This is a genomic window from Jiangella rhizosphaerae (assembly GCF_003579925.1).
In the GTDB taxonomy this organism is placed as follows: Bacteria; Actinomycetota; Actinomycetes; order Jiangellales; family Jiangellaceae; genus Jiangella; species Jiangella rhizosphaerae.
The window spans coordinates 1-13033 of the sequence record NZ_QUAL01000122.1 but is presented as its reverse complement, the minus strand read 5'-3'; the positions used below and the strand labels follow the sequence as shown (position 1 = coordinate 13033).

12 protein-coding genes are annotated in these 13033 nt (G+C 73.1%); 7 read left to right on the top strand and 5 right to left on the bottom strand.

The window, feature by feature from the left end:
* Positions 1-598, bottom strand: a 598-nt coding sequence (locus DY240_RS12620) for a hypothetical protein (protein ID WP_119660234.1), incomplete at its 3' end; no start/stop codon positions are given.
* A 182-nt stretch (positions 599-780) separates the two neighbouring features.
* Here DY240_RS12620 and DY240_RS12615 point away from each other — a divergent pair.
* From DY240_RS12615 to DY240_RS31925, 5 genes are all read left to right on the top strand, one after another.
* Positions 781-1473 carry a biliverdin-producing heme oxygenase gene (locus tag DY240_RS12615; protein WP_119660233.1) on the top strand — a complete coding sequence of 231 codons (693 nt, stop codon included), beginning with the start codon at positions 781-783 and terminating at the stop codon, positions 1471-1473.
* 10 nt (positions 1474-1483) lie between these two features.
* Positions 1484-2656, top strand: coding sequence for a heme/hemin ABC transporter substrate-binding protein (locus DY240_RS12610; RefSeq protein WP_199701396.1), 1173 nt, complete (start codon positions 1484-1486; stop codon positions 2654-2656).
* Complete coding sequence (locus DY240_RS12605) at positions 2653-3804, top strand: FecCD family ABC transporter permease (protein WP_119660232.1); 1152 nt, start codon at positions 2653-2655, stop codon at positions 3802-3804. The genes DY240_RS12610 and DY240_RS12605 overlap by 4 nt, the downstream gene beginning before the upstream one ends.
* Positions 3801-4616 (top strand): heme ABC transporter ATP-binding protein, encoded by an 816-nt coding sequence (locus DY240_RS12600; RefSeq protein WP_119660231.1) that lies wholly within the window; start codon positions 3801-3803, stop codon positions 4614-4616. Before DY240_RS12605 ends, DY240_RS12600 begins: the two co-directional genes overlap by 4 nt.
* 253 nt (positions 4617-4869) lie before the next feature.
* Entirely contained in the window at positions 4870-5652 is a 783-nt protein-coding gene (locus DY240_RS31925; RefSeq protein ID WP_119660230.1) for an RNA polymerase sigma factor, read from the top strand.
* A 50-nt stretch (positions 5653-5702) separates the two neighbouring features.
* On the opposite strand, the gene DY240_RS12590 is transcribed toward DY240_RS31925, so the two are convergent.
* On the bottom strand, positions 5703-6113 hold the full coding sequence (locus DY240_RS12590; protein ID WP_119660229.1) for a protein-tyrosine phosphatase family protein: 411 nt from the start codon (positions 6111-6113) through the stop codon (positions 5703-5705).
* Between the two features lie 157 nt (positions 6114-6270).
* Positions 6271-7197: a DMT family transporter gene (locus DY240_RS12585; RefSeq protein ID WP_119660228.1), complete on the bottom strand. Its 927-nt coding sequence runs from the start codon at positions 7195-7197 to the stop codon at positions 6271-6273.
* A gap of 230 nt (positions 7198-7427) precedes the next feature.
* Here DY240_RS12585 and DY240_RS12580 point away from each other — a divergent pair.
* Positions 7428-8621: aminotransferase-like domain-containing protein (locus DY240_RS12580; protein ID WP_233552718.1), on the top strand; the 1194-nt coding region annotated here is incomplete at its 5' end.
* A gap of 441 nt (positions 8622-9062) precedes the next feature.
* Here the strand turns inward: DY240_RS12580 and DY240_RS12575 are convergent.
* Both DY240_RS12575 and DY240_RS12570 read right to left on the bottom strand, forming a co-directional pair.
* Positions 9063-11321 (bottom strand): sodium-translocating pyrophosphatase, encoded by a 2259-nt coding sequence (locus DY240_RS12575; protein ID WP_119660226.1) that lies wholly within the window; start codon positions 11319-11321, stop codon positions 9063-9065.
* Between the two features lie 319 nt (positions 11322-11640).
* A complete protein-coding gene (locus DY240_RS12570) occupies positions 11641-11988 on the bottom strand; it encodes an STAS domain-containing protein (RefSeq protein ID WP_053207831.1) in 348 nt (115 codons plus the stop codon).
* 236 nt (positions 11989-12224) lie between these two features.
* Here DY240_RS12570 and DY240_RS12565 point away from each other — a divergent pair.
* A partial coding sequence (locus DY240_RS12565; protein ID WP_119660235.1) for a DEAD/DEAH box helicase occupies positions 12225-13033 on the top strand: 809 nt, incomplete at its 3' end.

Sequence of the window (13033 nt, the reverse complement as noted above, 5' to 3'; positions counted from 1 at the left end):
CGGCGCCCGCGGCGCCGGTGGTGGACGACGGCGAGGCGCTCGGCTGGGCACCGTCGTCGCCGCCCGCGTCGGCGCCGCCGGACCCGCCGGCGCCGGCGAAGGTGATCGGCAGCAGCACGTCGGCGCTGCGGTCCGCGGTGCGGGTGTGGTCGGCGCGGGTGCCGACGACGCAGCCGTTGGGCGCCTGGGCGGGGTCGAGGCAGTCGGTGAACTCGTCACTGGCGACGACGCTCAGCTGGACGTCGAACGAGCCCTTGCCGCCGACCTCCTCGAACGGCGTGGCCAGGCCCTCGCCGTAGGACGGCGGGTTCGACGAGATCCACGCCGAGGTGCCGCCGCCGCCCTCCATGTCGGCGCCGCCCAGGCACGGTGTGGGCTGCTGACCTGCGCCGTTGTTGACGCACACGACGACGTAGATGCCCTTGGTGAGGTCGTAGCCCTCGCCGTGGACGGTGATCGTCTCACCGGCCGGGTCGAGCCCGTCGACCTTGGAGACGGTGATCGTCTGGCCCTCGGGGCCGGTGGCGGACGCGGCCGCCGCGGTCTCGGCCAGGCCCAGCGAGCCCCCCGTCGCCAGGAGCACCCCCAGCGCCGTCACGAGTCGACGGCGACGCGAGCGCCGTCGGGAAACGTTCGACATGTCCCACCCTTCAACCTGATGTCGGGTTCTGCGGATATCGGGCACAGTATCGGTATAGGTAAGGCATACCTACATTGGGGTAGGCAAACCTAAGATGCAATACTTCTCGCATCCGCAGTGCCGACCCGGAGGAGACATCCGTGCCGACCACCCGAACGCCGGCCGAGGCCGAGCCCCGAACGTTCTCCCAGGCCCTGCGCGAGCGCAGCTGGCCCCTGCACGACGTCGCCAACGGCGCGGACTTCATCAACGCGCTGATGGAGGGCCGCATCAGCCGCGAGGGCTACACGGCGCTCGTCACCCAGCACCTGTTCGTCTACGAGGCGCTGGAGTCGGTGGCCGCCGGCATGCGCGACGACCCGCTCGCCGGGCCGTTCGTCACCGACGACCTCACCCGGGTGCCGTCGCTGCGGCGCGACCTCGCCTTCCTGCTCGGCAGCGCCGACGCCGTCGACGACCTCGAGCCGCTGCCGGCGACCCGCCGCTACGCCGATCGCATCCGTGAGACGGCGCAGTGGCCCGGCGGCTTCGTCGCGCATCACTACACCCGCTACCTGGGCGACCTGTCCGGCGGGCTGGCCGTCGGGACGATCGTGTCGCGCACGTACGGCTTCGAGCTGGGCGGCGACGGCGTGCGGTTCTACCACTTCGCGCGGATCCCGAAGCCGCGGCCGTTCAAGGACGCCTACCGCGCGCGCCTCGACGCGGCGCCGTGGAACCCGGACGAGCGTGAGCGGGTCATCGACGAGGTGATCGCCGCCTATGGGATGAACACCGAGATCTTCGCCGAGCTCGGCGCGGCGCACCCCGCGACGCCCGCAGCGGCCGGCTGACGTGGCGTGGGTGGGACGCGGGCTGGTCGTGGCGGCCGGCCTGCTGCTGGGGGTGACGGCGTGCGTGGCGCCGGAGGACGACCCGGCCGGCGAGGGAACCGACGCACGGCCGGCCGCTCAGAGCGCCACCGCGGAGCCGCCGGCCGAGCCCGTCGAGGCGTGCCAGGAGCCGGTGCCCGGGTTCGGGGTGACGGTCGACGCGGACGGTGAGCCACTGCCGGCCCGCGAGTCCGCGTCCGCCGAGGCGCCCGATCCGGCCGCGGACCCGCGGGCGATCCTCGGGCCGTCCACCGCCATCGTCGATCAGACGGTGACGCCGGTCGCCGACGGCGTGACACCGGCACTGCCGGTGACCGTGCACTCGTGCGACGGCGAGACGGTCGTCGTCGAGGACGCCAGCCGGATCCTCGCCGTCGACCTCTACGGGACGCTCGCCGAGATCGTGTTCAGCCTCGGCCTCGGCGACCACGTCGTCGGCCGCGACGCGTCCACCGGGTTCCCGCAGGCCGCCGGCCTCCCGCTGGTCACGCCCGGCGGGCACGACCTCAACGCCGAGGCGGTCCTCGGGCTGGACCCGACCGTCGTGCTCACCGACGCCAGCGTCGGCCCGCCGGAGGTGCAGCAGCAGCTGCGCGACGCCGGCATCCCGGTGATCTTCTTCGACGACGCCCGCGACCTCGACCGCATCCCGGGCCAGATCCGCGCGGTCGCCGGCGCACTGGGCGTCCCGGAGGCCGGCGAGCAGCTGGTCGAGCGCACCTCCGGCGAGATCGCCGGCGCGCTGGCCCTCGCCCCGGCCGGCGCCGACCCGCTGCGCATCGCCTTCCTCTACACCCGCGGCGGCATGGTGCAGCTGCTGGCCGGGCCGGGCTCCGGCGCCGACGCGATGATCCGCGCGATCGGCGCGGTCGACGTCGGCACGGACATCGGGCTGGACCGCCCGTTCACGCAGATCACCTCCGAGGCGCTGATCGAGGCCGCGCCCGACGTGATCATCATGATGACCAAGGGGCTGGAGTCCATCGGCGGCGTCGACGGCATGCTGCGGCTGCCCGGTGTCGCGCAGACACCGGCCGGCGAGAAGCTCCGCGTCGTCGACATGGCCGACTCCGTGCTGCTCAGCTTCGGGCCGCGCACCGGGCGCACCATCGAGGCCCTCGCTCACGCCGTCTACCAGCCATGACGGCGACGGTGTCGGCTCCGCCCGAGTCGCCGTCCGTCGGCGCCGCGCCGCCGCGGAGAGCGCGGCGCGGGCGCGGCGGGCTGCTGATCGGCGGGCTGTCGGTCGCGCTGGTCGTCATGACGATCGTGTCGGCCGGCCGCGGCCAGCTGCAGATCCCGCCGTCGGAGGTCGTCGGGTCGATCCTGCACCGGCTGGACGCGAACCTGGAGTGGGTGCTGCGGCAGGCCGGCGTGTCCGTCGACCTGCCGCTCGACGCCGGGCCGCGGCCCGCGCACGTGCAGGGCGAGAACACGCTGTGGCTGGTCCGGTTCCCGCGGGTCGTGCTGGCGCTGCTGGTCGGCGCCGCGCTCGCGGCGGCGGGCGCGCTCATGCAGGGCGTGTTCGGCAACCCGCTGGCCGAGCCGGCCGTCGTCGGCGTCTCGCCGGGGGCGGCGGTCGGAGCCAGCCTGGTGTTCGTCACCGGCGCGAACTTCCTCGGCGAGTGGACGGTGGCGGTGGCGGCCTTCGCGACCGGCCTGGTGACGACGCTGCTGGTCTATGCGTTGTCGCGGTCCGGCGGCCGGACGGAGGTGGTGACGCTCGTCCTCACCGGCGTCGCCGTCACCGCCGTCGCGTTCGCGATCGTGGCGTTCGCGACGTTCGTCGCCACGCCGGAGGCGCGCGAGCAGATCGTGTTCTGGCAGCTCGGCAGTCTCAACGGCGCACGCTGGCAGGCGGTCGTCGCGGTGCTGCCGTTCGTCGCGGCCGGGCTGGCGCTGGCGATCGCCATGGCGCGGTCGCTGGACCTGCTGGCGCTCGGCGAGCGGTCCGCCCGGCACCTCGGCGTCCGGGTGGAGCGGCTGCGGCTGGTCGCGATCGTCGCGGTCGCCATGCTGGTCGGCTCGGGCGTCGCCTTCGCGGGCGTCATCGGGTTCGTCGGGCTGGTCGTGCCGCACCTGGTCCGGATGATCGCCGGGCCGGGGCATCGCGTGCTGCTGCCGGCCAGCGCGCTGGGCGGGGCGCTGCTGCTGGTGTCGGCGGACCTGGTCGCGCGGACCGCCATCGAGTACGCCGACCTCCCGCTCGGCATGCTGACGGCGCTGGTCGGCGGGCCGCTGTTCTTCTGGCTGCTGCGCCGTACGCGGACCAGCCAGGGCGGCTGGGCATGAGGCTCACCCGCGCCCACCGGCTGCCCGAGCCACCCGTCGCCGGGTCGGTCGTCACCGCGGCCGCGGGCGTGTCGGTCACGCTCGGCGGGACGCGGGTGCTGGACGACGTGAGCATCGAGGTCCGCGCGGGCGAGGTGCTGGCGCTGGTCGGGCCCAACGGCGCCGGCAAGTCGACGCTGCTGTCCGCGCTCACCGGCGACGTCGCCGTGTCCTCGGGGTCCGTGACGCTGTGCGGTCGACCGCTGAGCGCCTGGTCGGCGACCGAGGCCGCCATGCGCCGTGCCGTCCTGCTCCAGCAGGTGCGCCTGTCCTTCCCGTTCACCGTCGCCGAGGTCGTCTGGATGGGGCGGGCACCCTGGGCCGGGACGCCGCTGGAGGCCGCCGACGAGGAGGCCGTCCGCGCGGCCGCCGCGGACGCCGACGTCGCGCAGTTCGCCGGCCGCCGGTTCACGTCGCTGTCCGGCGGCGAGCAGGCGCGGGTCGCGTTGGCGCGGGTGCTGGCGCAGCGGACCGGCGTGCTGCTGCTCGACGAGCCGACCGCCGCCCTCGACCTGCGCCACCAGGAGCTCGTCCTCGGCGTCGCTCGCAGCCGCGCCGCCGCCGGTGTCGCCGTCGTCGTCGTGCTGCACGACCTCAACCTCGCCGCGGCGCACGCCGACCGGGTCGCCGTCCTCGCGGGCGGGCGGGTCGTCGCGACCGGAACCCCCGCCGAGGTGCTCGGCGGCGACCTCCTCAGCGACGTCTACGAGCACGACGTCGAGGTGATCGCGCACCCTCGCACGGGCACGCCGGTGATCCTCCCGCGTCGGTGATCGCGGCGCCTTCCCCGGCCCCGGGCGGACGGGCCGCGACCGGGAAAGGCGCCGAGCTCAGCGAGCCGGCCGGGTGCGGCGAACCGTCACCAGGACCGGGCGACGAACATCGATCTGAACCGCTGGCGCAGACCCGGCCGGTGGGCGCGCGCTCGATGCGCTCCGGCGCCGCGACTCAACACCGTCAGGTATCGCGGACCCACCCCGAGCTGGGCGTGTGCGGCCCGGTACTTGCGCCTGCGTTCTGCCATGGATGCATCGCCCCCTCCAACTGGCGGCCTCACCCCTGAAGAGCCGCCACGTCGGCACCACAGCACGAATCATAAACGTGATCTCGATCACAGCAAGGGGCCCAGTTGCCCAGATTGAACAGGTTTCGTCAGTTTTGAGTCGTCCATTTCCGGGCATTTCCGGACCACGTACGTGTTTACCGAATGCACGAATGCGGACATCCCCGACGCCAGAGCGCCCTGGTCACAGCGAGTGTTTCAGCATGATCAAGGGGTGGGATCATGAAGAGTCGACCATTTTGCTCGATCGCGCGTCTCGTGGGGACGACGCCGCGTTCGGCACTCTCTACCGCAGGGTGTCCCCCATGGCCCGCCGTGCCGCGCACAGCATCGTGCGCGACACCCACGCCGCCGACGACCTCGTCCAGGAGACGTTCTATCTCGTGCTGCGTGCGGTCCGGTCCGGCCGCGGCCCGCGCGACTCCTTCACAGGCTACATCCTGGCGACGGTGAAGCATCTGGCCTACCGGTACTGCAAGGCCGAGAGCCGCACCGTCGCCAACGACGATCCGGACATGTGGGAGCGGCACGCCGACTCCGTTCAGCCGCCGGCGCAGGCGGAGCGGGTCACCGCCGCGTGGGCCTCGCTGCCGCCGCGGTGGCGCAGCATCCTGTGGCTGGTCGAGGTCGACCGCTACTCGCCGGCCGAGCTCGCGGCCGGCATGTCGCTGACGCCGAACGCGGTCTCCAGCCTCGCGTCACGGGCGCGGCAGGCGCTGCGGACGGCGTACCTGGCGGCCGACTGACGGCGGGCGCGGCCCGCCTCGCCGGTGGCGAGGTCGCCGCGGAGCGCATGTCAGGAGACGCTGCGGAGCCAGCGGCGCTGCCAGGGCGTCTCGACGGCCTTGGGGTGGTAGTGCGTACGGATCCAGCCGACCGCCTCCGCCGCCGGGACGCCGTCGAGGATCGCCAGCGCGGCCAGCGCCGTGCCCGTCCGGCCGCGGCCGCCACGGCAGGCGACCTCCACCCGCTCGCCGTCACGCGCCCGCTTGTGCGCCTCGTGCAGCGCGTCGAGGGCGTCGGCGCGGTCGAGCGGGATCCAGAAGTCCGGCCAGCGGATCCGCCGATGCGGCCACGCCGGCATCGTCCCGTCCGTCAGGACCAGCGCGAAGTCCGCCGGGCTGGCCGCCGCCCCGAGCGCCCGGCCGCGCACTATCGCGCCGCCGGGCAGGGTCACCAGGCCGTGATCGTCGAGCCATTCCGCCATGTGTCGATTCTCCAGCGGGACCGGCCCACGGCGGCGCGGTTCGCCTACGCCCGCCGCGAACACCCCGCCCTCCGCCGCTGCCACCCCGCTGTTGATCTTGGAGTTCTTCGGCCATCTATCGGACATTTCACCCCACGATCGCCGAACAACTCCAAGATCAACTTTCTGAAGGGCGCGCGACAGCGGCGACCGGGTCGGACGGGAGCGCCACGGCCGTCGGACGGCGCAGGCCGAGCGCGATGCCGGCACCGCAGAGCAGCGAGCCGGCCAGGCCCACCGGCGACCAGGCGGACGTCCCGGCGGCGACCCCGACGACCAGGCCGGCGATCGGCATGACGCCCGCGAACAGCCCGGCCCGGTCCGCGCCGAGCCGGACGACGCCGCCGTACCACAGCAGGAACGCGATCGCCGTCGTGCACACCGCCAGGAATGCGAGCGTCGCCGCCTCGGACGCCGTCGGGACGACGAGGTCGGCGCCCGGCTCCAGCAGCGCCAACGCGGCCAGCAGCGGGACCGCCACCAGGCACACCGCGCCGGACACCTGCAGCGGGCTGAACTCCTTGAGGAGCGGCACGGCGAGCAGCGTGAACGCCACCTCGCAGAGCAGGAAGCCGACGGCGTACGGCAGCGCGCCGAGCGGGGCGGTCGTCGCGCCCTGCACGACCAGGATCCCGGCGACGACGACCGTGCTGCCGGCGACCGTCCGGACGCGCACCCGTCCGCCGTCGAACAGCGGACCGGCCAGCGCCAGCACCAGCGGCACCGCGCCGAGCACGGCCGCGAAGAACGCCGGGTCCGACCGCTGCGTGCCCTCGATGAGCAGCCAGTTGAACGCGGCCAGCCCGGTGCCGGCCAGGAGCACGAGCCGGCCGAACTGGCGCGGCCGCGGCCGCGGGACGGGGACCCGGCGCATCCGCATGACGGCGAGCAGCACGAGCCCGGCGAGCAGGTACCGCCACGCCTGCCCCGCGAGGACCGGGTAGTCGGCGAGCAGCGGGCCGAAGGCGACCGAGGCGCCCACGACGGTCATGCCGGCGGTGCACGCCAGCGCGCCGGCCACGGTGGGCGAGGTGAATCGGGTCATGACATCGATGCTCGTGCGACATCTGGCCCATGGACAGGGCCAGATGCCACATGGTCCACTAGGCCAGTGACGTCCGATGCCACCGCCGAGCTCACCGCGTCCTGGGGTCCGCCGCCGCCGAACGGCAAGGCGGCCTGGCTGCGCGGCCGGCTGATCGACGCGATCCTCGGCGGCCGGCTGCTGCCCGGGACGGCGCTGCCCGGCGCCCGCGACCTCGCCCGGGCGGTCGNGCGGTCGGCCTCGCCCGCGGCACGGCCGACGCGGTCTACGCGCAACTGCAGGACGAGGGGTTCATCCGCTCCGAGCCGCGGCGCCGGCCGGTCGTCACAGGCGGTCCCGGTCCGGGCGCGCCGGCACTGGCGCCGCCCAGCTCGGCCGCTCCGCCGCCGTCGCCGGGCGTGCCCGACCCGGCGCTGTTCCCCCATAGGGCCTGGGCCGCCGCGACGCGCGCCGCGTTGGCCGGCATCTCCGAGCGCGACCTCGGCTATCCGGATCCGGCCGGGCATCCCCGGCTGCGCGCGGTGCTGGCCGACTGGCTCGCCCGCACCCGCGGCGTCTCGGCCGAACCGGACCAGATCCACGTCACCGGCGGCGTCTCTCACGCGATGTGGATGCTGGCGACGGTGCTCGGCGTGGGCACCTGGGCGGTCGAGCGGCCCTGCTCACCCGGCACCACGCATCACCTGGTCCGGCGGCGCGTCGAGGTCGTGGAGGTGCCGATCGACGCCGACGGCCTCGATCCGGCGCTGCTGCCGGACGCTCGGGCCGGCGGTAGCGGCCCGGCTCCGGCCGACGGCGGACCGGCTCCGGCCGGAGCCGCGTCGGGCGCCGGCGCGGTGATGATCACGGCGAGCCACCAGTACCCGACCGGCGTGCAGCTGTCCGCGCCGCGGCGACGGTCGCTCGTCGACGCGTGCCGCGCCGCCGGCCGCTGGATCGTCGAGGACGACTACGACTCGCACCTCGCCGCCCCGGGCGTCGTGCCGGCGGCGGTCCAGGCGCTGGCGCCGGACCTGGTCGTGTTCACCGGGTCCCTGTCCAAGCTGCTCGCGCCGGGGCTGCGGCTGGGCTGGATCGTCGCGCCCCCGTCCGTGGCCGACCGTCTCCGCGAGCAGCGCGAGGACTCCGACCTGGGGGTGTCGGCGGTGCTGCAGCTGACCGTCGCCGCTCTGATCGAGTCCGGCGGCCTGGACCGGCATCTGCGCCGAGCCCGTCGCGTCTACGACGAACGCCGGTCACGACTGGCAACGAGGCTCGCGCCCCGATTCGAGCTGAGCGGCGCGCCGGTCGGGGTGCATGCGTTCGCCCCGACGACGGCCGCGGCGGCGCTGGTGGGCGAGCTGCGGTCGTCCGGCGTACCGGCGGCCACCGTCGACGACACCCGTCATCCTGGCGCCGTCATCTCGGTTGCCGCCGTCCGCTGAGGCGGCCAGGCAACCCGCCGTCGCTGACACCGTGGCCGGCATCGTCACGTTGGGCCGTCCCCCTGCTGCCCGATCGTCTTGGCCGCGTGCAGCTATCAGGGGGACGGGGGAAGAGCGGCGACGACACCCGCGGCGTTGGTTCCGTTACGGTGTGGCGTTGGTGTCGTTGAGCGTCCACTTGGTGAGATTTCACCGTGATTCGGGGGCCATCACGAGGATTACCCCAGCGTCAACACCCCTACAGTCATGTTGATGCTCACGTAATCCTCGTGATGTAGGCGATCGGAGGCGTGCCCACATCCTCGGGCAGCGAGTACCCCGCGGCGGACATGGAACGGCGGCCGTCCCCCGAAGGGAACGGCCGCCGTACGCTCGACGATCAGGACAGCGACGAGGGCGGTGCCACCGGCGACGGCCCCGTGACGATCCGCCTGCTCGCGGTCAGACCGCCGCGCCCTCCCGAGCCGGCTGCTCGTCGCCGATGACGGCAGAGCGGCGCTTGGAGAACCAGACCGCGCCGATGATGATCGCGACCGCGACCAGCGCGATCGTGTAGCGCAGCCCGTCGTTGGCGTCCGCACCCACCGTCATGGAGACGATGGCCGGCGCGATCAGCACGGAGACCAGGTTCATGACCTTGATCAGCGGGTTGATGGCCGGGCCGGCGGTGTCCTTGAACGGGTCGCCGACGGTGTCGCCGATGACGGTGGCCGCGTGGGCCTCGGAGCCCTTGCCGCCGTGGTTGCCGTCCTCGACCAGCTTCTTCGAGTTGTCCCAGGCGCCACCGGAGTTGGCCAGGAACACCGCCATCAGCACACCGGTCGCGATGGCGCCGGCCAGGTAGCCGGCCAGCGGGCCGACGCCGAGGCCGAAGCCGACCGCGATGGGGGCCATCGCCGCCAGCAGACCCGGCGTCGCGAGCTCACGCAGCGAGTCCTTGGTGACGATGTCGACGACGCGGCCGTACGCCGGAGTCGACGTGCCGGCCATGATGCCCGGGTCGTCGCGGAACTGGCGGCGCACCTCGAACACGACCGCACCGGCGGCGCGGCCGACGGCGTTGATGGCCAGGCCCGAGAACATGAACACGACCGAGGCACCGATGACCACGCCGATGAGGACGTTCGGCGAGACGATCTCGAGGATGAACGAGGTCTCGCCGGCGATGTCGCCGCCGACGTTGACCAGCTCGCGCGAGATGGCGTCCATGTAGGAGCCGAACAGCGCCGTCGCCGCCAGGACCGCCGTCGCGATGGCGATGCCCTTGGTGATGGCCTTCGTGGTGTTGCCGACCGCGTCCAGCTCGGTGAGGATCTGCGCGCCCTCGCCGTCGACGTCGCCGGACATCTCGGCGATGCCCTGGGCGTTGTCGCTGACCGGGCCGAAGGTGTCCATCGCGACGATGACGCCGACGGTGGTCAGCAGGCCGGTGCCGGCCAGCGCGATGAGGAACAGCGACAGCTCGACCGAGCCGTCACCCAGCAGGAACGTGCCGTACACCGCACCACCGATGACGATCGCGGTGTAGACGGCCGACTCGAGGCCCAGTGCGATACCCGACAGGACGACCGTGGCCGGGCCGGTGAGCGACGTCTTGGCGACGTCCTCGGTCGGCTTCTTGTCGGTGCCGGTGAAGTAGCCGGTCAGCCACAGGATGACGCCGGCCAGCACGATGCCGAGGAACACGGCGACGGTCGCGAGGATCCGCGGGTCGCCGTCGTGGTCGCCGAGGCCGCCGTCGAGCTGGGCGAAGCTGTCGGGCAGGTACGCGAACGCCGCGATGGCGCACAGCACCGCCGATACCACCGCGGAGATGTAGAACGCCCGGTTGATCGTGGTGAGGCCGTTCTCGCCGGCCCGCGGCCGGGTCAGGTAGATGCCGAGCACCGCGGTGAGCGCACCGAGCGCCGGGACGATCAGCGGGAAGACCAGGCCCTCCTGGCCGAAGGCCACCTGGCCCAGGATCAGCGCGGCGACCAGCGTCACGGCGTAGGACTCGAACAGGTCCGCCGCCATGCCGGCGCAGTCGCCGACGTTGTCGCCCACGTTGTCCGCGATGGTCGCGGCGTTGCGCGGGTCGTCCTCCGGGATGCCCTGCTCGACCTTGCCGACCAGGTCGGCGCCGACGTCGGCGGCCTTGGTGAAGATGCCGCCGCCGACACGCATGAACATGGCGAGCAGCGCGGCGCCGAAGCCGAAGCCCTCGAGCACCGTCGGCGCGTCCTCCTGGTAGGTGAGGACGACGATGGCCGCACCCAGGAGGCCGAGACCGACGGTGGCCATGCCGACGACGCCGCCCGTGCGGAACGCGACCTTCATCGCCGGGTCGCGGCCCTCGTCACGAGCGGCGGCGGCGACGCGGACGTTCGCCCGCGTGGCCAGCCACATGCCCAGGTAGCCGATGGCGGCGGAGAAGGCCGCACCGACCAGGAAGAACAACGACCGGCCGAACCGGACACCGGCATCGCCGGGAAGCAGGAAGAGCAGGCCGAACACCAGCACCACGAAGATGCCGAGCGTCCGGAACTGCCGGTTGAGGTAGGCCGCGGCGCCCTCCTGCACGGCGCGCGCGATCGTCTTCATGTTCTCGGTGCCCTCACTGGCACTGAGAACCTCTCGGCGAAACAGCGCCGCCATCGCCAGGGCTGCCACCGCGATCAACGCGACGACAACCACATAGGAGAGGTTGAGCCCGGTCATTCGTCCTCCTTGACGTCGCCCTCGGGCAGGGCGTTGAAACAGCTGTCCGCGCCCGGTCCGCTGGACCGACCGCTGACAGGAATCGGCTCGTTCTGTGCCGCTGGCCCGCGAGGTAGGCAGGATCCAGCCGACCTGCGGAGTCTAGAGTGCAATGGACCCAAAGTTCACGCCGGTCCCATGCCGGGCCTCGTTACGGTCGTGTGAAAGTACCCACACGACGCCGTCTCAAAGGGCCGGCTCGAGCCCCGGCCGGCCGCGAGGATCGGGAGCGGGGCGCGACGTCCGCGAGCGGCGGCGAGGTCTCAGCCCGGGACGGGAACTAAGGCGTCTCCGTGGCGGCCACGGCCTCCTCGAGCGTCTCGTGGATCGGGAACACCTTCGTCAGGCCGGTGATCCGGAAGATCTTCAGGATCCGCTCCTGGTTGCAGACGAGCCGGAGGGAACCGTCGTGCTGGCCGACCCGCTTGAGGCCGCCGACCAGGACACCGAGCCCGGTCGAGTCGAGGAACTCTACCTCACGCATGTCGACGACGATGTGGTAGTGACCCGAGTCGACGAGCTCGACCAGCTGGTCGCGCAGTCTCGGCGCCGTGTAGACGTCGATCTCACCACCGACCGCGACCACGCTGCGGCCGCTCTCGGTACGGGTCGACAACGACAGGTCCACGCAGATCCTCCATGCCTCCATCGGTCAACACACAGCGCTCACCGCGTGCCGGGCTCATCCGCATTCAACCATGATGCGAGACTCACGAGGTGCCTCGCCCGAACGACCTGCTCGATGTACTGCTGACCGGTCCGCACCGGACCGGACGTGTCACGCACATCGAATCGATACCCGCCCGGGCCGCCAAGCCCGGCGCGTGGCCGCCCTGGGTGGATCCCGTCGTGCGCGATCGCTTCATGACCGCAGGCATCGTAGCGCCCTGGGATCACCAGGCCCAGGCCGCTTCGCTGGCCTGGGCGGGGCGGCACGTCGTCATCGCCACCGGTACGGCGTCGGGCAAGTCGCTGGCGTATCAGCTCCCGGCCCTGACGGCGGCCCGCACGGGGCGCCGCCTGGGCGGCACGACGCTGTACATCTCGCCGACCAAGGCGCTGGCCGCTGACCAGCTGCGCTCGCTCGACGAACTGGGCGTCCCCGGCGTCATGGCCACCACCTACGACGGCGACACGCCCGTGGAGCTGCGCGACGTCGCCCGGTCGCACGCCACCTACCTGCTGACGAACCCGGACATGCTGCACCACGCCATGCTGCCGGCGCACCACCGCTGGGCCGGCTTCCTGCGGTCGCTGCGATTCGTCGTGGTCGACGAATGCCACGGCTACCGCGGCGTCTTCGGCTCCCACGTCGCTCAGGTGCTACGGCGGTTGCGGCGCGTCTGCACGATGTACGGCTCGTCGCCGACGTTCGTCCTCGCCTCGGCGACGACGGCGAATCCGGCCCGCACCGCCGAGCTGCTCATCGGGATGCTGCCCATCGAGGCCGTGACGGAGGACGGTTCGCCGCGCGGCGCGAAGACCTTCCTGCTGTGGGAGCCGCCCCTGCTCGGCGAGGGCGCCGGCCGGGAGCCGCGCGGCGCCAGCGCCGATACCCGCGTACCGGCCCGTGGTGTCGGCGCCGACGACGCCCCGGGCGTGACCGCCGCCTCGGGCGTGACCGCCGCCTCGGGCGTGACCGCCGGCTCGGGCGGAGCCGCCGGCGCGGGCGG

Excerpts from the sequence above, each read along its gene's own strand:
- DY240_RS12600 (WP_119660231.1), top strand. The coding sequence starts at position 3,801 with ATGAGGCTCACCCGCGCCCACCGGCTGCCCGAGCCACCCGTCGCCGGG.
- DY240_RS12590 (WP_119660229.1), bottom strand. The coding sequence starts at position 6,113 with ATGGCGGAATGGCTCGACGATCACGGCCTGGTGACCCTGCCCGGCGGC.
- DY240_RS12585 (WP_119660228.1), bottom strand. The coding sequence starts at position 7,197 with ATGACCCGATTCACCTCGCCCACCGTGGCCGGCGCGCTGGCGTGCACC.
- DY240_RS12605 (WP_119660232.1), top strand. The coding sequence starts at position 2,653 with ATGACGGCGACGGTGTCGGCTCCGCCCGAGTCGCCGTCCGTCGGCGCC.
- DY240_RS12575 (WP_119660226.1), bottom strand. The coding sequence starts at position 11,321 with ATGACCGGGCTCAACCTCTCCTATGTGGTTGTCGTCGCGTTGATCGCG.
- DY240_RS31925 (WP_119660230.1), top strand. The coding sequence starts at position 4,870 with ATGCATCGCCCCCTCCAACTGGCGGCCTCACCCCTGAAGAGCCGCCAC.